The sequence below is a fragment of the Paenibacillus sp. FSL W7-1088 genome (assembly GCF_037969855.1).
GTDB lineage: Bacteria > Bacillota > Bacilli > Paenibacillales > Paenibacillaceae > Paenibacillus.
Map to the genome: position 1 here is coordinate 1,451,054 of NZ_CP150216.1, position 20,663 is coordinate 1,471,716.

20 protein-coding genes are annotated in these 20,663 nt (G+C 46.4%); 11 read left to right on the forward strand and 9 right to left on the reverse strand.

Features of this window, described 5'->3' with window-relative positions; translation table 11 throughout:
* Positions 1–26 precede the first annotated feature (26 nt).
* The 5 genes from queE to MKY42_RS06485 form a co-directional block, all read right to left on the reverse strand.
* Positions 27–779 (reverse strand): 7-carboxy-7-deazaguanine synthase QueE, encoded by a 753-nt coding sequence (queE, locus tag MKY42_RS06465; protein WP_339849789.1) that lies wholly within the window; start codon positions 777–779, stop codon positions 27–29.
* Entirely contained in the window at positions 772–1,263 is a 492-nt protein-coding gene (gene queD, locus MKY42_RS06470; protein WP_063564568.1) for a 6-carboxytetrahydropterin synthase QueD, read from the reverse strand. The genes queE and queD overlap by 8 nt, the downstream gene beginning before the upstream one ends.
* Positions 1,260–1,949: a 7-cyano-7-deazaguanine synthase QueC gene (gene queC, locus MKY42_RS06475; protein ID WP_339852760.1), complete on the reverse strand. Its 690-nt coding sequence runs from the start codon at positions 1,947–1,949 to the stop codon at positions 1,260–1,262. Before queC ends, queD begins: the two co-directional genes overlap by 4 nt.
* 362 nt (positions 1,950–2,311) lie before the next feature.
* Entirely contained in the window at positions 2,312–3,016 is a 705-nt protein-coding gene (locus MKY42_RS06480) for an AIM24 family protein (protein WP_090894121.1), read from the reverse strand.
* An 18-nt stretch (positions 3,017–3,034) separates the two neighbouring features.
* Entirely contained in the window at positions 3,035–3,490 is a 456-nt protein-coding gene (locus MKY42_RS06485) for a hypothetical protein (protein ID WP_090894123.1), read from the reverse strand.
* Positions 3,491–3,830: 340 nt separating this feature from the next.
* On the opposite strand from MKY42_RS06485, the gene MKY42_RS06490 reads away from it, so the two are divergent.
* From MKY42_RS06490 to MKY42_RS06500, 3 genes are all read left to right on the forward strand, one after another.
* The gene (locus tag MKY42_RS06490; protein ID WP_167434599.1) at positions 3,831–3,998 is read left to right on the forward strand and encodes a hypothetical protein; all 168 of its coding nucleotides are present in this window, start codon (positions 3,831–3,833) and stop codon (positions 3,996–3,998) included.
* Positions 3,999–4,205: 207 nt separating this feature from the next.
* Positions 4,206–4,910 carry a hypothetical protein gene (locus MKY42_RS06495; protein WP_143066996.1) on the forward strand — a complete coding sequence of 235 codons (705 nt, stop codon included), beginning with the start codon at positions 4,206–4,208 and terminating at the stop codon, positions 4,908–4,910.
* Positions 4,911–5,042: 132 nt separating this feature from the next.
* Entirely contained in the window at positions 5,043–6,038 is a 996-nt protein-coding gene (locus tag MKY42_RS06500) for a WYL domain-containing protein (protein WP_339849799.1), read from the forward strand.
* A gap of 55 nt (positions 6,039–6,093) precedes the next feature.
* On the opposite strand, the gene MKY42_RS06505 is transcribed toward MKY42_RS06500, so the two are convergent.
* Entirely contained in the window at positions 6,094–6,765 is a 672-nt protein-coding gene (locus MKY42_RS06505; RefSeq protein ID WP_090894131.1) for a 3'-5' exonuclease, read from the reverse strand.
* A gap of 442 nt (positions 6,766–7,207) precedes the next feature.
* Between MKY42_RS06505 and MKY42_RS06510 the strand changes: the two genes are divergently transcribed.
* Together MKY42_RS06510 and MKY42_RS06515 are read left to right on the forward strand one after the other, a co-directional pair.
* Complete coding sequence (locus tag MKY42_RS06510) at positions 7,208–9,154, forward strand: FAD-dependent oxidoreductase (protein WP_339849802.1); 1,947 nt, start codon at positions 7,208–7,210, stop codon at positions 9,152–9,154.
* 416 nt (positions 9,155–9,570) lie between these two features.
* Positions 9,571–11,343, forward strand: coding sequence for a proline--tRNA ligase (locus MKY42_RS06515; protein ID WP_339849805.1), 1,773 nt, complete (start codon positions 9,571–9,573; stop codon positions 11,341–11,343).
* A 585-nt stretch (positions 11,344–11,928) separates the two neighbouring features.
* On the opposite strand, the gene MKY42_RS06520 is transcribed toward MKY42_RS06515, so the two are convergent.
* From MKY42_RS06520 to MKY42_RS06530, 3 genes are all read right to left on the reverse strand, one after another.
* Entirely contained in the window at positions 11,929–13,728 is a 1,800-nt protein-coding gene (locus MKY42_RS06520) for a 5'-nucleotidase C-terminal domain-containing protein (RefSeq protein ID WP_339849808.1), read from the reverse strand.
* A 192-nt stretch (positions 13,729–13,920) separates the two neighbouring features.
* Positions 13,921–14,328, reverse strand: a complete 408-nt coding sequence (locus MKY42_RS06525; RefSeq protein ID WP_062323893.1) for an ImmA/IrrE family metallo-endopeptidase — start codon at positions 14,326–14,328, stop codon at positions 13,921–13,923.
* 42 nt (positions 14,329–14,370) lie between these two features.
* A complete protein-coding gene (locus MKY42_RS06530) occupies positions 14,371–14,817 on the reverse strand; it encodes a helix-turn-helix domain-containing protein (RefSeq protein ID WP_090807984.1) in 447 nt (148 codons plus the stop codon).
* 884 nt (positions 14,818–15,701) lie between these two features.
* On the opposite strand from MKY42_RS06530, the gene MKY42_RS06535 reads away from it, so the two are divergent.
* From MKY42_RS06535 to MKY42_RS06560, 6 genes are all read left to right on the forward strand, one after another.
* Positions 15,702–16,184 (forward strand): ArpU family phage packaging/lysis transcriptional regulator, encoded by a 483-nt coding sequence (locus MKY42_RS06535; protein ID WP_339849812.1) that lies wholly within the window; start codon positions 15,702–15,704, stop codon positions 16,182–16,184.
* Between the two features lie 94 nt (positions 16,185–16,278).
* Positions 16,279–17,949, forward strand: a complete 1,671-nt coding sequence (locus MKY42_RS06540) for a GAF domain-containing sensor histidine kinase (protein ID WP_339849814.1) — start codon at positions 16,279–16,281, stop codon at positions 17,947–17,949.
* Positions 17,950–17,967: 18 nt separating this feature from the next.
* Positions 17,968–18,690, forward strand: a complete 723-nt coding sequence (locus MKY42_RS06545) for a response regulator transcription factor (protein ID WP_090894145.1) — start codon at positions 17,968–17,970, stop codon at positions 18,688–18,690.
* A 182-nt stretch (positions 18,691–18,872) separates the two neighbouring features.
* Positions 18,873–19,448, forward strand: a complete 576-nt coding sequence (locus MKY42_RS06550) for an NAD(P)H-dependent oxidoreductase (protein WP_339849817.1) — start codon at positions 18,873–18,875, stop codon at positions 19,446–19,448.
* Between the two features lie 19 nt (positions 19,449–19,467).
* Positions 19,468–19,938, forward strand: a complete 471-nt coding sequence (locus tag MKY42_RS06555; RefSeq protein ID WP_090894152.1) for a VOC family protein — start codon at positions 19,468–19,470, stop codon at positions 19,936–19,938.
* The gene (locus MKY42_RS06560; RefSeq protein WP_339849820.1) at positions 19,935–20,570 is read left to right on the forward strand and encodes a ring-cleaving dioxygenase; all 636 of its coding nucleotides are present in this window, start codon (positions 19,935–19,937) and stop codon (positions 20,568–20,570) included. The genes MKY42_RS06555 and MKY42_RS06560 overlap by 4 nt, the downstream gene beginning before the upstream one ends.
* The last annotated feature ends 93 nt before the right edge of the window (positions 20,571–20,663 follow it).

Genomic DNA, 20,663 nt, shown 5'->3' on the forward strand with positions numbered 1-20,663 from the left:
GCCGCCCATTCCACCCATATAGCCCATTAGACGCCGCGTTTGTTGCCCCATACCAACGTATGAAGCTGTGGAAGCACACGAACGTCGTTCAGATCATCGGATGCACTGACTTGATCAATCAGCCACTCATAACGGGCAAGCAGCGAAGACGCCAGATCTGGCGTATCGGCAGAAGTGACATCCGGGTTCCCGGTCTGCAAAAATAAATCCGTGCCCGGATACCGTGTATGCACACGGCGGGCATAGTCCAAGTCTGTTTCATCGAATATCACGATTTTCAGACTGTGGCTTCGTTCCACCGGACGAGCAACCAGTCGGTGGATCAGATCATCCAGCACAGCCCAGTCGGTGTTCATGCCTGAGCTGGGAGGCTTGGGCGAGACGGTGACTTCGTCAATGTCCGCCAGCCAAGACTGCCAACGGGAGCCCTGCGTTTCTACCGCGGTGCGGATGCCGTTCTCCCGAAGCAGTTTAACCAATCCGCCCAGCGAAGCGAGCAGGGCAGGGTTCCCGCCTGAGATGGTCACATGGGAGAAGCGTGAGCCGCCAACGCGACGCAGCTCGTTCCACACGTCCTCCGGCGTAATCATCCGGATCAGATCCTTGCCACTGCCGTCCCAGGTAAAGGCCGAGTCGCACCAGGAGCAGCGATAATCGCAGCCCGCGGTGCGAACGAACATCGTTTTCTGCCCAATGACCATGCCTTCACCTTGAACCGTTGGGCCAAAGATCTCCATCACAGGAATACGAGCCTCTTTGCTGCGTTCCACACTACTCATCAATCATCCACTCCCGTCTAGCCTCGGCGTAACTGGTCGGTGTCTCGTATAAGCGGACAAACTCTGTTCGACCACCTTCGGTCAGTGCAGCATACGGTTCGGTCTGCAAGGCGTGCTCCATCTGCTCGAACAACCAGACGACCATATTTTCAGCTGTCGTGTTCATAAGGGGAAGGGTTTCATTCAAATACTGATGATCCAGGTACCCTTCAATTTGTGTTTTCCATATCTCCTTGATATGTCCAAAATCAACCGTCAACCCGGTCTCACCCGGGTAACCGCTAATGCCAAAAACAACTTTATACGTATGCCCGTGCAAGTTCTTGCACTTGCCTTCATAACAATGCAGATGATGTGCCGCGTCAAACGTAAACTCCTTGCTGACAAGCACACGTTTGCGATGATAGCGAAGCTGTGCAGGCAGGATATCTTCTCCAATCCGCTGCAACCGCTCCACAATGCGAAATGTTCCCGGTTCTCTCATCGCACGTCCGCTCCCGCAGTTCCAACAGTAGCAGAATCAGTGCGCTGCTCCAGATAGCGATCCAGTCCGGCTTTGCGCAGTTTGCAGGCAGGACATTCTCCGCAGCCATCGCCGATGATCCCGTTATAACAGGTTAGTGTACGCTCACGTACATAATCAAAGGCACCAAGCTCATCCGCCATTTTCCATGTCTGGGCTTTGTCCAGCCACATCAGTGGGGTGTGAATGACAAACGGGTAGTCCATGGACAGATTCAGCGTTACATTCATCGATTTCACAAATGAATCGCGACAATCTGGATATCCGCTAAAATCCGTTTCGCATACACCTGTGACCAGGTGACGAGCCCCTTTTTGCTTCGCCATAATAGCTGCAAAACTGAGGAACAGCAAATTCCGTCCATCTACGAACGTACTCGGCAGTTCGCCTTCTTCATGCGTAATCTCCACATCCGTACGGGTGAGTGCATTGGGCGCGAGTTGGTTTAACAAACTCATGTCCAGTACCGTTTGCTGCACACCCAGATCGCGAGCGATCTCTGCGGCGCATTCAATCTCCAGCTTGTGACGCTGGCCGTAATCGAAGGTAACCACCTCTACCTCAGCAAATTGCTGTTTGGCCCAGAACAAACAAGTTGTACTGTCCTGACCGCCGCTGAATACAACGACTGCTTTTTCTTCGTTCAACATAAAAAAACCTCTCCATCTTCTTAAGATCAATCCATGCACATAGGCACAGAGAGTCGGAAGAACAGAGAAGTTCATGAACTGGCATCCATCAAAAAACACACCTTCTCGTAAGCTGCTTCAAAAATGCAGGCACGATCTAGTGTCCTTAGTTTTTTACGTACGTTGTTACCTAAAATGTACGCAAGACTACATTGACCTTAGTGAAGGTCGAGTCTTATAGAGGGAGTTCGCGAACCTCTCCCATGCCATTGGCATGGATTTTCTTCTTCAATTGTCCGGTACAGTATAACACATTTCCAATTCGGTGAGCATGCTTTTCATGAGACCCCATATACAACCGAGCCTAACGTCATCTGGGCTCATTTGATTAATACATTTCCAAAAGGAATGACTTCCTTCAGAATGCGCTTAAATATGCCTTCATCATTCATATCCTGTTCCAGTCTATGATTTTCACGGCCAGCCTGAAAGAGTACAGAGCCATGTCCTGTCATCTTCCAATGATAGTTCATATGTTGGCTGGCAAGGTTGTTGCCATAAACTGTAAGTTCAAGCTGCGCATTCTCAGGATAGGCGATAATACTGCCTGCATCCACATAAAGTGGTGCAGTAGGGTGCAGTTCCTGCTGGCAGACCTGACCTTGTGTCAGCAATCCAATTTTGCCTTTGCCCGAAAACTTCATTTTCACGGCATCTCGAGTGATCAGCATGTTTTTGATTTTCTGAATTTTGGTATGCATCGTGACGCCGTCAGAGTAGAAGAAAAGGTGGCGGAAGTCGTACAGCAGATCACTGTTCTCGCTCAGTTCAACTTCCTTCATGGTGAATCCGGGAGGCAGGGCGGCCACAAATTGACAAGGACCGGTAATTTCAGATTTGATCAGCTTTTTTTTGCGATAGATACCTGAAATATTCATAAATTTATCATTGCGACTGCTGCTTGGGCCGCGAAAAGCGACAATTTGCTGGGGGTGGAGAATGTGCAGGCGGTCGTCCTGGATCAACGAGAACGTGACCACTTGTCCGGCTCCACCAGCTTCGGCATTATTCAGGTGTATGTGCATGCGGTTGCTCCTGTTCTTTTATACTCGGCCTGAACGGCGACGCATTCCCCAGCGCATCACACGAATCAGAACAAAGTAACCCAATATGAGTGAAACGGCAGTAATAATCATCGTTTGAATGCGTTTGGCAGTTGCCGTTTTGGCATCCTGATCATTTTGCAGCTTGCTCACCATGTCGGTCAGTTTTTCGTTTTGCGCCAGCAGCAGCTCGTTCTGGGCCTTGAATGCTTCGACATTTGCCTGGGCTTGTCCCAATTGGGCAGAGGTCTGATTCAATTGCTCCAGCGTCTGTTTATAGCTTTCCTGCAAGGCGTTTACTTCTCCAGGAAGCTCGGAGACTCGTTCCCATCCACTATAGATATCGGAGAATATATTGGCATTTGCTGCACTGACTGTAGAAGTCAAAGAAACAGTAAACAATACACATGTGGTGAATAACACCCGAATGAAATAACCCTGAATGGGTTTTGGCATAAATGGCACCTTCTTTCGGTTACATAATCGTTTGCCGATTCCGTCGTCATTTGTTGAAATACGGCTCTTACATTATACGTCAAAACCGGGACAATGGGTTCAAGATGATGTAGTTTTAATTACCCTATTTGAGAATAAATCAATACATGTGGACAGCTGTTTAATTTTAAGGGTGTCGGGGTAATAGAAGGACAGGGCAGCACTCTGGACGGTTTTGACCTCATTCTTTTACTTCAGCTCAGGGTGCCTGCTATTCATATTAACGAAATTTGTAATTTAATGAGAGAAAACAATATATCCGATTTTTATGAAGATCGTGAATACGAAGGGGTAGAGACGTATGTACACAACTAAACAAGCTGCAACAACCAAAACCATTATGATTACTGTAAATGGGGAGCCGATCGGGCGTGAATTGATTATCGACAGCATTACTTATGCGCCAATCACAGAACCTGATTCTATACAAAATTCACACAAAATGGGAATGAATACTTCTACGATTTAAGTTAGGACTTGTCATATAAAAGTGGTCTAAAAGCTTGGCATACTGCCAAGCTTTTTCGTCGTTTATTGTCGTAATTACACGGATTTAGGGACGAGAAACTAATATTATGGAAAAATTTCCTGCGAACATATGTTCCGTGACAATATAGTGTCCATTTACCCTGATAACTTAGAAGATAATACATATAAATCGGGGGAGAGACTACCAGTGAACTCAGTCTTTGAAGTATCTTATTCGTGGAATAGAGAGGCCATACCGACAGGGGGAGCCGACCCCGTATATATGATGGTAGAGTGGCGTAACGGTGCCCCTGCCAAAAGACTCAGGAAAATAGCACCCAAAATTGTGTCCCGAGACTTGGAACTTTTGCTCAAACCGGAATTTGGAATTCAGCTCAAGGGTATCTATGGCTGTCGTTCCAAAGAAACGGATATCGGTTGGGTTCTAAGACTTGGTGATGTATACAAGGGAGAGAGTAAACAAATCTTACTCGAATTCGCCATGGGACCTCGTGTATCGGGGAAAAGTGCCGTATGTTCAGCTTATTGGAGTACACGAAAGTTGAAACAAAGCCAGAGAGTGCTGCTGCGCAGAGAACAGTTGTATATTCAGTACACCAGTCATCTGGGCATGCTGCGCCAGCCGGAAGATCCTAAGGTAGAGAAGACGATTAAATTAAACGAAACCGTTCCTCTGATTAAACAAGCTTTGCGCGCTTATGAAAGAGGTCGTACACAAGAGGGCAGTGATATGCTGCGTCGTCACGCAGATGCTTTGTTAATTGAAGCGGCTCGCAAACAGGATCTGGATTATTATGCGGAAGCCGAAATTGTGGAGAAACTTCGGTACCATTACGGGATTACTTTTAATTCTATGGTTCATAATCGCGGAAAAACGATGTTAGGTGAATAGGGATAAAGAACTAGGGATGTTGAGGCGGAAAGGAATGTTTCTACATAATTTTTTGAAGGTGAAGTCAAGGAATAAGTCGAATGTACTAAACAACATACTAATAAAAAAATGGATGGAGTTGTATCGAATTTATTGAAACAACATCGTGGAGGGTCCGGCAAAATGACAGACCGACTGATCCGATTAATGCGCATTATAACTCTTGTGCAGGCCAAGCCGGGTATTCTGGCCCGTGAGCTTGCCGAGCGGTGCGAGACAACGGAAAGGACGATATACCGCGACATGGAGGCCCTCAGTGCAATGCATATCCCCATCGCCAATATGGGACACGGGAGAGGATACATGTTTATCAGCCATTTTGCCATGTATCCACTGAATTGGTCTGATGAAGAAGCTCAAGCCTTTATGCACCTGGCAGAAGTCATGGAGAATATTCGTCCGTTGCTGAAGCCTGCTTTTGAGAGCGCGTATGAGAAAGTGGTTGCTTCGAGTCAGAAAAACAAAACAGAGCGAGTGGAATGGTCTGAGCAAATTGGCGGGTTGTTCAAGGTGGGTACTTCTGCTTGGCAAAATGAAAGTACCGAACTTCTGAATCATTCACTGGTGACCTTGCTTCAGGCCGGAATTTCCCAGAACACTATTGAAGGAGAATATCTGTTTCAAGGTAAAAAGGGGATTGCACGAATGGACCCCTACTGTCTTATTCCTCGTGAATACCGATTTGATCTGTTGGCGTATTGTCACCTGTCAGAGAAACTGAGAATATTTCAAGTGAACCGTTTGTACAGGGTTCGGATTTTGCCACGCACGTTCCGCAAAGATGATTACCTTTTACAATCTCACTTCCGTACGCCACAGGAACTTAGCGGCAGTACGGAGTGGACTGCATTCAAAATCAGATTCTCACTGCACGCTGTGGAGCGTGTCATGCAGGAGCAGTTTTTTGCACGCCCCATCTTGACGATTGAACCGGAAGGCACGTTGTTGTTTGAAGCCATATTGAGTGATGAAGAAGGGTTTCTAACCTGGTTGTCTCAATATGGACCCGATGCAGAAATTCTGGAGCCTGAGAAATATCGCCTCATGATGAAAGAACGTCTGGAACGTTGGCGGGAGATCTACAACTGAACTTTAGTATAGATCATGGCTGCTGTACCTTAGTTCAAACATGTGTTGTACGCAATTACTCTTTGGTCTTAAACAGGTGTGCAAGGTTTCCGAAAGGGGAATCTTTGTCGTCATCTTCTGTATTGCTGGAATAGACCACTTTGGATGTGATACCCTCATCATCTGCGGCGCAATTGGTTTCCAGTTTGAATTGATCAAATTGATGCATGAATACTTTGGCTGTATTAATCGCATCATCCAAAGCGCGGTGCTGGGTGCCATCGAATTCAATACCGCACAGTTCAAGAGCCTGAGCGAGTCCAAACTGACGGAATTTTCCTTCTTTGCGCACGGTGCGCGACCATTGCTGCTGAAGATCATTGTGGTTGGTGATCCAGGCTACATCAAGTTGATGAGTACGACAATGAGAGATCAGTTTGGTGCGGTCATCCGGTCCCCAGGAGCACATATAATAGGATTCACTTCCCATCCAGGCGATAAATTGATTCAGCGCTTCCGGAAAAAGAGGGGCTGCGTCGATGTCTTTCTGCGTAATACCCGTAAACTGAATCGTATCGGCAGACAGCACCGATTTATTGGATGGACGAACATAAGTGTGGAAAGAGTCCGATACGAACAGGCCGTGCTCACCTTCCGTTACTTTGACGGCACCGATATCTATAATTTCAGAAGAGTAACGTGTATTGCGACTTACTGTGAATTCAAGATCGTAAATAATATATGGCATAGGACAAGCTCCTTTATCAATTAATACATGGTTTCTATTTCTCTATATTACAGGGAACGCACGGCCATGTCAGCCATCGCCCATCAATTCATGGAGAGTGAGTAATAACAGTTGGGGAGTGTTGAATTTCCTTTTTATATGAAGTGTATAGATTTGATATGCCTTTACATTGCAAAAAGGGGTCTTTATAATGGATGAAGTTAGGATACAGTCCAAGTTTTTGTTGTGATTGTTATGCAAAATCGTAGGATCTTAATCATGACATGTTGCCGATATAATCAACATTTCCTGACATGGTGCAAACCGTTGGGGAGTGTTTTTTTTTTGGACATTTTATGGTTAGAGAGGAGGGCGTACAAGTATTTTGTTGGAAGAATATCGGAGCTAGTGATACATTAATAGTTTTTATGAATTTACATTACATAGTGGAGGATTAATTATTTTGGTTAGCAAAAAAAAGAAAGCAACAGCAATTACGGTCGCTGTATTTATTATTTTATTTAGTGTAACTTATGCTGCCTTTTATATCTGGAACAAGAACTATAAATTCAATAATAATTATGTGTGGCAGCCATTGGAGACTGTACAATCGAGCACAACGCTGTCCGATTCTTATAACGTTATTGTTGCTGGAACTGATCCGGAGGGAATTACGGCTGCGTTATCTGCTGCCCGCAATGGGATGCGTGTATTGTTGGTTGAAGCACGAGATCGCAATATGCTGGGAGGGTTGATGACCGAAGGGGGACTTAATACGTTAGATTTGAATTACTCCCCTGATCAGCCAGAGTGGTTAAGCAGCCTGCGACAGCCTGATTTTCTAAATAAAGGGATTTTTCAGGAGTGGTTTGACCAAATAGAGGGCAGTTCATTTGATACTCATACAGCGGCTAACGTTTTCTATCGAATGATTCATTCCGAACCTAATATTGACCTTCTGATGAATGTTAAACATGTGGAGCCCATTACTGAGTCTGCCTCGGAAGGGCGAACTACAATTATGGGGATGAACATAACCAAAGAGGACGGGACAGTTATAAAAATTGCAACACGTTCAATCATTGACGCTACTCAGGATGCAGATATTGCAGCAGCTGCTGGGGTTCCATATTCCATAGGCAGACAGGACATTGGAGATGGCAAGTCCAAGATGGTCTCTACGCTCGTATTTAAGCTAAGTGGTGTTACAGATGAAGTCTGGCAGAAGTTCAGGGAAAGAGAAGGTACGGGTGTTGATAAAATGAGTGCCTGGGGATACGGTGATGCGCGAAAATATGAATCGACCGATCCGCAACGCATCAAGATTCGCAGTCTGAACATTGGGAGACAAAACGATGATACAATCTTGATCAATACGATGCAGATCTTTGGAGTGGATCCGCTGGATCCGGCATCTGTGAAAGAGGGACTGGAAATAGGGCGGAAGGAAGCCCCTTTGATCGTTGATTTTTTGAAGAAAAATTACGAGGAATTTGCAGGGCTTGAATATGCCGGAACGGCGGATGAGCTCTACGTGAGAGAATCACGTCACATCTATGGTGAATATCGTCTGACACTTGCTGATGTTATGGAGAATCGAGATCATTGGGATGCAATTGGTTATGGTTCATATGATATCGATATTCAAAGTACGAGTGTGGGCAATCCTGGCACAATTATGCTGAGTCCAATTCAATATGGCGTACCTTTCCGTTCGCTTGTTCCGTTGAACGTTGATGGTCTGTTAGTAGTGGGACGAGCAGCAAGTTATGACACGATTCCACATGGGAGCGCAAGGGTCGTTCCTCTGGGGATGGCTACTGGAGAAGCTGCTGGAGCAGCGGTCAAACTGGCATATGTGCACAAGGAGTCCTTCCGGGAAATCTCAGCTTCCGAGGAGCGTGCAGCCGAATTGCGTAAGATGCTGGAGAAACAAGGCATGGATCTATCGATGCATAATTTTGAGAAGCCTGAGTACATGGAGCATAAGGATTATAGGGGGTTACTTGCTGCTGCGAGTATGTATATGACCTCAGGTAATTATAATAATGATGGTTGGGATCTGGATACGACTATGAATCCGGAACGCTACTTAAGTAAATTGAAAAGATTGCAAGCTATGTTTCCAACCTTTTATACAGGCAGTGCAGATAAAGTTGTTATGAGCATGAAGAATGCTTCCGCTTCACCTTTAACCTTGAATCAGGCTGCATATATGCTATGTTTGGCAATGGGAGCTACTGAAGCTGAAACTACACCTGAAATGGCACTTACTCAATTGCAAATACAGAACTTCTTAAGCGAGGACACGCTTGCTGGTATAGCAAACAAAAACGAGCTTACGAATGGAGACGCGTACATGCTCATCCGTGATGTGGTGGAATATTATTCGGGGGTAGTATTTGAGTGAATGGTTGACAATTTCTTGTAAATACACTATGGTGATCAAAAATGATAACAGCGATCAACGAGGACACAATTACGTTAGCCAGCTTCTTCAGGGAGGAAACCATTTAGTGCAAGGTTTCTGTTGCTGTTTCGTTATTCCTACCTCGCGAGCTGCGGAGGAGAAGGCCCGAACGGCCTGTAACCTTCGCCGGGTGGGCCCGTTATGCCCTGAAGGACTGCATGTTCACGTTTGCATAGGTTGCAAACGGGAGAACCGGTTTATAGCGAATGCCTTGATAGTTTGATGGCAGGGTCAACCGGCAATGTGCAGTTAAATAAGGGTGGTACCACGACACATTCGTCCCTTGACGGATGTGTTTTTTTGCTGTTTATAACCTGATTTACAATAATGAATAGAAGAATAAGGGGTGTGACAAGATGCGTCAAAGTGAAATGCTTGTTCCAACATTACGTGAAGCACCAGCAGAGGCAGATGCAGCAGGGCATCGCTGGTTATTGCGCTCAGGTATGATTCGCCAACTCGCAGCAGGGATATACAGTTATCTGCCCTTGGGACGTCGTATTTTGCTGAATGTCGAACGTATTGTTCGGGAAGAAATGGACCGTGCAGGATGTCAGGAGGTATTGCTGCCAATCATGCAGCCTGCTGAGTTATGGGAAGAATCCGGAAGATATACACAGTATGGCCCTGAGCTGATGCGTCTGAAGGATCGCCATGCACGGGAATTCGCCCTGGGTCCAACCCATGAAGAGGTTGTGACTGCACTGGCTCGTGACGAGGTTAATTCCTATCGGAAGCTGCCGTTTACACTTTATCAGATTGGCACTAAATTCAGAGATGAACGTCGTCCAAGATTTGGATTGCTGCGGGGGCGGGAGTTCATCATGAAGGATGCATACTCTTTTGCTTCCGATTGGGAAGAGCTGGATCGCACCTATCAGGCCATGAATACGGCGTATTCGCATATTCTGGAGCGTTGTGGACTGGAATATATTCGAGTGGAGGCCGATGCAGGCACTATTGGTGGTCAGGGGGAGACCCACGAATTCATGGCACTTGCCGATGTGGGAGAAGATACGATCGTAACCTGCAAACACTGTGGATATGCCGCAAATTTGGAGAAGGCGGGGTATCAGACTTCTAAATCTTCTGCTAAGAATCCAGGAAAAGCGGAAGCTTCTGCTGACCTAAAAATGGTTGAAAAAGCTGTTGGGAATACCGAGGGTGACACGTTGGTTCGTATCCAAACGCCAGGTGTACGTACGATCAATGAGTTAAGCGCCTTTGTGGGCAAGGATGCCAAGCACATGATCAAAACATTGCTTTATCAGGCCGATGGTCAACTGGTCGCTGCACTTGTTCGTGGGGATCATGAAGTGAATGATATTGCGCTGAAGCAGGTATTGGGTGTAGAGGAGCTGATTCTGGCTGATGAAACTGCCCTTGCAAATCATCCGAAATTAACTGTAGGTTTCCTGGGTCCCATTGGACTGGATCTGCCGATTGTAGTAGATGCGGATGTAACTGCAATGGAACGTGCCATTACAGGAGCGAATGAAGTTGATGTACACTATTCGAATGTAGTTCCAGGTAAAGATTTTGCTTTGGACAAAGTAGATCGAATCCGTTTTGCGGCTGAAGGTGACGGCTGCCCAACCTGTGGAGAATCGCTTGTATTCACAAAAGGAATAGAAGTGGGGCATATCTTCAAACTGGGAACCAAGTACAGTGACGCTATGGGAGCATCCTTCCTGGATCGCAATGGACGGCAGTGCGCACCTGTAATGGGTTGTTACGGTATCGGTGTGTCTCGTCTGATGGCCGCTATTGCTGAACAATATGCCGGAGAAGAGGGTATCCGTTGGCCGTCAGCCATCGCACCTTATCATGTACATCTGATCCCAATGAGCTGGAAGGATGAACAGCAACGTGAGCTCACACTGGAACTGGAACAACAACTATTAGATGCCGGATACAGTGTACTGGTAGATGATCGTGATGAACGGCCAGGGGTGAAGTTCAAGGATTCGGAATTAATCGGGTTGCCTGTCCAGATTGTTATTGGCCGAGGTGCGGCAGAAGGACAGGTGGAATTTGGATCGCATGTTCTTGCAGCACAAGGTGAATCCAAACGAATCAGTCTGTCGGCACAAGAGGCTGTAAGTCAGGTGAAGGAACAGCTATTATAGTCCGGAATTAAAAACATATATCCTTATGAAACCGTGCTACGTGCCTCTATATAATAGAACGATGTATAATAGGTCCGGATATTATGCGGTAAGAGATGTTTGTGGTTATGTAACGGATTAAAGCATTAAAAAGAGGGCTATAGTCATGTAAGAATGCAACACTATTTGCGTATTGTCATACCAAATAACTAGAATTTGAAAAACTGTATTCTGTATACAGTCGGTTTGTCCATAAGAGCTTCAGGCGTACCATGTCAGGAATCTATGCATGTGCAAATACGCAAATCATGGAACGAGAAATATAGCGTTTTGAATGTGAAATAACCGCATGAGAGTGGCAATTTGAGATATATCTTCTATAGTCCATGGTAGAGGGCATGGGATGAAGGGATTTCTTAAAGTGGCTTTGGGGATTTATTTTTGCAGCAAAGCTATATGGAAGCAAACGTGGAGTGTATATCTTGGCAGGTTAACTACTGAGTGATGCAATTTGTAAAATAGAAAAGGGTGTCCATCAGCCGGGTATGGCTTGAGGGACACCCTTTTTTGGAGCGTATGGGTACAACTACTTGCTCGTCCCTGAACTTAAGAGGCTGCAGGCAGTTTCAATTGTTGCCCTGGATAAATCCAGTGTGGATTTTTGATCTTATTCAGCTTTTGCAGAGCTTGCCAAGTGGTACCGTATTGTTTGGAGATGGAATACAGGGAATCTCCGGATTTTACAACATGCACTTTGGCTGGAGCTGGTTTGCTTGGCGTCGGTTTCGACGGTGTTTCTGGTTTTGGAGTCTCTGGTTTCGGTGTAGTTGGAGCTGGTGTTTCCGTTACTGGAGCTTCCGGTTCAACCGCAGGAGCTTTTGCTTCCTTGATTCGACCGTCTGTTTTGATGTCTACAGCGCCCAGTTTTTGCATGTATTCAATCAACGCTTCATCCATAGCACCGTACATGCCGGACGTTGTGTATTTTGCAAACATCGTGTACTCGTCACCACCAACAGCAGTGAAATCATTCGTAGCCAATGTGTACGTTGCTTTCGGATCAAGGGCTTTATCTCCGATCATAACGGAGTGTACACGGCTGCCTTTGGCGGCGGAAGAATCAATGCTGAATGTCATGCCGGATACTTGTGGGAATCCGCCGCTTGGTTCCGGATAAGATCCTACACCGTTTTCAAGGGCTGCCAGTACATCGGAGCCTTTTACTTCAAGCGTTACAACTTGATTACCAAAAGGAAGTACTGTAATGATATCACCCTTGGTTACGATACCTTTTTCAATGGAAGAACGAATACCGCCACCGTTGGTGAGCGCGATATCGGCTTTGCTGATGTCACGGATGGCATCTGCCAGGAGGTCACCCAGGTTGGTTTCACCTGCGCGTACTTGTTCACGTTTGCCGTCCAGCAGGATTGCTGTATTCGCTACTTCTTCTTTCAGGATGGGTTCTTGTTCTTTCTGAATGGAGTTCACCAATGCGGCAACTTTCTCATTCGGCTTGATGTCTTTTGCTTCCGTTTCATCAATCAGTGTTGCTTGTTTTTTCGTTACTTTGTCACCGTCAACCCACAGGTCGATCACACCTACAAAGTTAGTGTACTCACCAGCGCTGGCGATCAATGTTCCGTTATCGGATACAAGTCCATCTTGCAGAACTGTATGGCTATGACCGTCGATGAATACATCAATGCCAGGCACTTCTTTTACAACTTTGAAGCTAGTATCGGTGCTGGACGCGTCTTGTCCAAGGTGTCCCAATACAACAACAACATCTACTTTGCTGCGAATTTCGTTAACAAGAACTTTGGCTTCCGCAGTTGGGTCTGTAATATCAAGACCTTCCACATTTTTCGGATTTGTTTTATACATCGTTTCCGGTGTAGTCAGCGCAATGATCCCGATCTTCACGCCGTCTACTTCTTTAATGAGGTAAGGCTCGAAGAGACGAGTTCCGTCTTTCTTTTTCACATTGGCACTGAGCATGGGGAAGTTCATCATATCCGCAAGTTCGATGAGGCGCTCGGAACCGTAGTTGAATTCGTGGTTACCCGGTACAATCGCCTGATAACCAATTTCGTTCATTACTTTGACAATGCTCTCACCGTTAACGAGTGTAGCAAAGGTTGTACCATGCACTGCATCTCCGGCATCCAGCAGAAGGGTATTTGGGTTTTCGCTACGGTATTTGTCCGCAATTCCAGCAACTTTGGCGAAACCCATCGCAGGTGAGGACTCAACTGCGCGTGCGTGCGTGTCATTCGTATGTAGAATAGTAATGTGCTTACCTGTGCCCGGAGTGGTATCCGTTGCAGCAGCGGCAATGCCTACACTGCCAAACAGCAAACAGAGCGTTAGCATAAGTGAAACGTAAGTCTTCCAGATTTTCATATGAATCAGTAACCTCCCCATAAATAATAATCTACGTGAGCGTTTGCACAACTCATGTTGTATTTTACCAGACTATTATTAGGAAATCTCGCTATTCACGTAAAAATAGGTAACCCGAAAGTGACATCAGATTTTCACAGTGAAAGATGAAGAGAGAATTTTATGTTAAAGGAACATATGTTCTTAAAAAGACTAAAAAAAATGCTGCACTTCACGTGGCAGTCCTGTACGTAAACAAAATTTCTCCAGTGATTCATCCGGCTCTGGCATCACCCCTGAAGTTAGAAGCTGTATGGCAAAACGATTGGCCTGCCTTTCCAGCTTGCCTGGGGCAAAATAAGAGTGTTCCTCCAGAAAGAACCGGTTTATGCCTTTGTGCAATCGGTCATGTCCAAGTTCATGGGCACACACGAAGCGCTGCCATTCCGGCGGTAAATCATTGTGAATGACGATAAATCTGCGACGGAGCTTTCGGAAATACAGTCCTTTGGTAGACTTGCCCAGATTAGTGAACCGGATCTGTATTCCAATGGCTCTGGCAATGCTGAAAGGGCAGTTGGTCCGGTGTTTTCGAATCAGCTTTGTTACAATGTCATCCATATCATCTCACCTGCTGCTTTAGTTTGTTCAGCTTGAAATGCTTCATGGGCGCTCGTCCGGATCGTTCGTTTTTTTGCGTTTGTTCATCTGTTTGGCTTCCCAGAACAGACCTGTTAGGACATCCTTAATTCGTTTCTTATCCTCATCATCCAGCGGGATGCCGTCAAACATCAGATCATCCTCGTCCTCGAGCATCTTTTTGAAGTCCCGACGGTCCTTGTAAGTTGCCCATTCTGGAGCGTCATGGAGCTCACTTGCTGGTTTTCCGGTTTCCAGATATCCGGCCTGTTTCATCATATCCGCGTAGGGAACCGAGAGTGCGTCCGAGATTTTGCGGATGGTAGCAGGTTTGGGAACTCCGCGAACCCCATTCTCAATGCGTGAGATTTGCGAGTTGCTGATTCCTGCTGCTTCGGCGAGCTGATTAATGCTGTATCCCTGTTGCTCGCGCAGTTGTTTCAGATAAGGACCAAAAGCGTGCTCCACAATTCATTCCACTCCTTTGATTCGTACAAGTGTATTACTAATTAATATTGAGAAGAACAGGCATGAGGTATTGCTTGACCATCTGCGGATGCCCCGTTCCGGAACCGGATCGTTCTTCCAATCGCTGTTATCCCCAGATTTCCTTTTTTCCCTTTCCTAAAGGGAGAAATCCGGGGATAAAGGCGAACGCTACCGCTTTTTCAGAATCGATTCCGTCTCCTTCACTACTGCCACTCTCTTTGAAGTGCCAATACTGCCCTCATCTAATATTCAAATGTACCTTCTCAATATTAAAACTAGAAAATGACTTATACGAGGATCTTTAATTATCTGTACTATATCGTATATATACCATTAGGTAAAGGGATATGAAACAATTATGCCAAAAGGTAAAGGAAATGAGAGCGCGGCTTTTATTTTATAGTTAAAACGACCCAAAATGAAGGTTTACGCCGATCCCCAGAAAGTGGTATCCTCAAATAGAAATACGAACAAAATACGAACAAAATGTAAAGTTGAGACAAGTTGGATAATGAGGAAAATGAATTATTCCTGCTTCATAGCTGACTTTAATTGATTCCAAAAGGCAACAGAAAAAAACTTGAAAAATGTCGTTACTATTTCAGAGAACTGGATAACTCTAATAAAGATGAGATGAATGCGAGTTTAACTTTTATAGAATGAACTTTAAGTTACGCATACGAAGAGGACAGAAAAAAGCTGGAGAAGCGTAGCGTTCGCATTTATCACTAGATTTTTACATTAGAAAATATAATCAAAAAAATCTGGGGATAACAGCGATTGTAAGATTTTTCTGTCATCGGAGTGGAACATGCGAAGCTACTATACTTTCATTCTATAACGAATGTTAAAGGAGGAGAATGAATATGGAACTGATGCTGCCCGAATTGGACCGACGCAAAACACAGACTGCTGTTGAAGCCGCGCTGGAAAAATACCGGATTTATAAAACGATTGCTTTTGAAGAACGCGAGGTGATGGTGACGGCGAGTTACGCTGAGCGTTTCCATGGTGCAACGAATGTGACCGGGGATTCCACTGCCAGAACGGCAATCTATAATGTGGATGTACAGCGCGCACGTCAGGCGTACTGCGAAACGATTGATTTTGTGGTATCTCGACTGAGCGAGAAGGAACGTGTACTCGTCAGAGAGCGTTACCTGAAGGATGACGATGTATTTGACTATAAAGTGTATAACCATGTGTTTGACCCACCTGTTAGCAAGGATACGTATACGAAGATTCGAACACGTGCTTTCTATAAAATGGCGCTGGCTCTGTCGGACCGTGGTCTGATTAATATGGAGCCGTTATCCGCCTCTCGCAAAGAACGACAGAAGCTGGGCTAAATTGAAACAAGAAGTTCAACCTTTTATATCCTTCGCTGATTGTATACAATAATTGAAAACAACACTAAGGATCAGTCAAAGGAGAGGAATCCGCATGACGGAACAAGCCGGAATGCAGGAGATGTATACACTGAAGACGATCGCGGAAACGCTCAACACATCCAACGACCTGAATCTGATGCTGGATACGGTACTCGGCAAACTGTTGGAACTGACGGGTTTGACTACGGGCTGGGTGTTCCTGATCGATGCTCAGGGAGAGTACTCCTGTATTGCTGATTACAGTCTGCCTCCTGCTCTGCTGCATCATGACAAGCAGCCGATGCGCTGCGGGTCTTGCTGGTGCGTGAATCGCTTCCGGGACGGAAGATTGGACAATGCCGTCAATATTATTAATTGCAAACGTCTGGAGGATGCCGTCGATCATCAATGGGGAGATACCCAGGACATCACCCATCATGCAACGGTTCCGCTTCGCTCGGGGGAGAAGATGCTGGGACTGCTGAATGTTGCTGCGCCAGGAAAAGAGCATTTTAGTGATAGTGAGCTGGCGCTTTTGCAGGCTGTAGCTTATCAGATCGGCAGTGCAATGGAACGGATGCGATTATATAGCGCAGAGCAAAGGCGAGCGGATCTGTATGTCAGACTGGGGGAGTTCAGCCGATCGCTAGGCGTGAAGGTCAACGATTGCAACAGTGGAGACGATATGGCCAAAACGGTTGTAAAGCTGCTCGGGCATCATTACGACTGGCCATTTGCCGCACTGTTATCCCAGAAGAACGGAAGCTTTATGATACAGGCGGCTCATGCTCATGGCAAGTCCGAAATGATGACACAATCCGAACTCTCTTCAGAGGTGGAGAATCGCATGCATCGTGTGATTGATTCTCATCGGGCGATGGTATTGTCGGCGACGGAAATTCAGGACGTTTCTGCCATTTGCAATACCCGGTTCCCTATGTCCGTTTTGGCTTCGGGCTTGGCTGCGCCCATCCCATTAAGTTCCCCTGGCGAAACGGCAGTACTGGTGGTTGGATTGGGTTCGGCCAATGGCTTCCTTCAGGCAGATCGTGAGGTTTTCGATGCACTCGCTGAACATATTACAGCCTCGTGGGAGAGTCTGAGACTGGTATACAAGCGCCGGGAATTGACCCGACTGGAGGAACGAAACCGACTGGCTCGAGATTTGCATGATTCGGTGAACCAAATTTTGTTCTCCCTGTCCCTGACAGCCAAAGGGGCGGAGAGCATGTTATCCGGATCACAACAGCTGCATCCCGCTGCGGAAGCGATGAAGGATATACGTTCCTTGTCACAGGAAGCATTGAAGGAAATGCGTGCCTTAATAATGCAGCTTCGTCCGGCGGGGTTGGAATCTGGACTGCTCAGTGCCTTGCAGGAATATGGTACAGGACAGGGATTGCAGGTCGTTGTACATCGAACGGGTATGCGCTCCTTGCCTCAAAGTATTGAGGAAGGCTTATGGCGTATCGGACAGGAAGCGCTGAATAATGTACGTAAACATGCAGGGGTCCCTTCCGCGGAGATATCCCTCCAGCTAAGCGATCAGGAAGCGGTATTAATCGTTACAGATCGTGGAAAAGGGGGAGCCAAAAAGCGTGAGGCCTTGCCTGCCAGTTCACTTGGTCTGTCCATCATGAGAGAACGAGCCCAATCGCTGGGCGGCAGACTTGAACTTGTGAGTTCATCCCGTAAGGGAACATCGGTAACGGTCGTCATTCCACTTCCGTCCGAATCTGTATAAAATCAGGGGGAAGAAGACATGCCGATTACGATTTTACTCGCGGACGATCATGCCATGGTGAGGCGCGGGTTGCACGTTTTTTTGTCCACTCAGCCAGATATGGAAGTCGTCGGAGAAGCCTCAAACGGACAGGAAGCACTTGAACAAGCAGAACAGCTGCATCCGGATGTGGTATTAATGGATCTGCATATGCCCGTGCTTGACGGGATTGAGACGGCGAGAAGGCTTCGTTCGATCTTGCCTGGAATCCGTATCATTGTACTTACATCCTTTTCGGATCAGGATCATGTCGTACCCGCCGTACGCGCTGGAGTGAAGGGATATCTGCTGAAAGATATTGAGCCAGAGGATCTTGCCGCTGCCATCCGCAATGTGCATGCAGGTCAGGTAGAGCTTCATCCAGCCGCAGCAGGACAATTAATGCATGTGATGGCTTCGTCTGAACAATCAATGAATGACCTGCCTGGGCATGCTAATCCCCATACATCTACTCGACTTCCAGAGCAAGAGCGGGATGGGCGAGGGAAAGAAACTTCTCATGGACCGGACATGCTCACCCGTCGGGAAAGAGAGGTTCTGGGGCTGATCGCACAAGGGTTGAGTAATAAAGAGATCGCCATCAAACTAATCATTACCGAGAAAACGGTGAAAACCCATGTCAGTCATCTTTTGGACAAATTGGGACTGGCAGATCGCACACAAGCCGCGCTTCATGCTGTAAGAAATGGTTGGGTCGTCTGATCCATTCCGATATACTCTCAGTCTAAAGTCGTAGAAACTCAACCCAAAGGTTGAGTTTTTTTGTGCTGCAAGTTAAGTCTATCTGCCGACGATTCCGAGGTGGAAGCAAGGTAAGATGAGAGTAGAGAAAGTTGAAACGAAGAGATGAAATGTCTATATAAAATCGAAGGAGAGTGACATAGATGAATATTATCATTTTGGCAGGCAGTAATCGGAAAAATGCAACCAGTACACGTTTAGGGGAATATGCCGTGGAAGTAATTAGCGGTCAGGGGCATGAAGCCAGCTTGTTCGATTTATATCAGACACCGCTCCCATTCTATGCTCCGGATGAAAAACAGAATGAAGATCAGCATCTGTCTGACCTGAACACACGTATGCTTGCCGCAGATGCCATTATTCTGTCTACGCCAGAGTATCACGGCAGCATCAGCGGTGTACTCAAAAATGCATTGGATCACCTGAGCCAGGCTCATTTCAGTGGTAAGCCGGTATTGTCCATCAGCTCAGCAGGAGGTGCGGTGGGAGTAAGTTCGCTTTTGCAGCTGCAGGCGATTATTCGCAATTTGCATGGTATTAACGCGCAGGAGTGGATTTCCATTGGTGGTGCACAACGCAGAAGATTTGAAGCAACATTTGACGGATACGAAGAATTTGAAGGCAGTCAGGACATTGAGGATCGGATCAAACGCGTGATTGGTTCATTTCTGCACCTTGCCGAGACGTTAGCTGCTGTACGGAAGCCGTCCGAGAGTTAAAAGAAAAGGGGGTTTTATCATGATTAAAGGCATATTTGAGACTCATCTGAACGTAACGGATCTGGAGAGATCCCATCATTTCTATGAACAGATCATTGGATTGCAGCACGCTTATGGGCAGAAGGAACGTGGGAACTCCTTTTACTGGATTGGTGGTGAAGGCAACGCGATGCTCGGACTGTGGCAAAAGGACCCTTCCGAGGTGCGGCGACAGCATTTTGCTTTTCAGGTATCGTTGGAGGACATGAAGCAAGCTGTCACTTACCTTGAGGATAAAGGGATCAAGACGCGTAACTTTCTGGATGATGATATTGGCGAGTTGTACGTATTTGGATGGATGCCGGCTGTGTCCGTATATTTTACCGATCCGGATGGTCATTTCCTGGAATTCATATCGATGCTCCCGGATGAAGCGAAGCCGGAACTCGGCATGGTGCCATGGAGTGAGTGGGAGAAGATACACGGTCGGGTGAATGGGGGCTCAGCATGATTTTTGAAGAGGTCAAATGTTATACAGCACGATTGGAAGACATCAAACCATTTTATGTGGATACTTTGGGATTGGAGTTGCTTGAGGAGTCTCAGCATTCATTTACGGTACGAGTTGGATTAACGAAGATGATATTCGCTGAGAGCAGAACAGAACAGGAACCCTTCTACCACTTCGCCTGGATGATTCCAACCAATCGTTTTCAGGAGGCCAAAGCGTGGGCAGCGGCACGTGTCCGTCTAAGTAGATATGAAGGTGAGGATGAGACTTATTCAACCAATTGGAACTCGAATTCACTCTATTTCGAAGATCCTGTCGGTAACATTCTGGAGCTGATTGCTCATCATACCGTTCATAACGAGAGTGACCGCGCCTTTTCGGAGAAGGATCTGCTGCAGGTGTGTGAGGTGGGACTTGTTACGGAAGATGTGCTTTCTACGGTAGATGAACTTGAGCAGATGGGGTTGAAACGATGGAGAGCAATTAGCGATACATTTGCCCCTATAGGGGATGTGAACGGTCTGTTTATTGTGGTGAAGAAGGAGCGAGTCTGGTTCTTTTCCGAGCAAAAAGCTAACATATATCCGCTGGAAGTGTCCATTCGTGATGTTGGGAGACTTCGCATCGGCTAAAATTGACGCGGAACAGCAGGCAAAACGGTCATATGTGCACCATTTGAATCATCTTATAGAAGTAAACGCTTTATAATGAGTGTTTTACTAAAA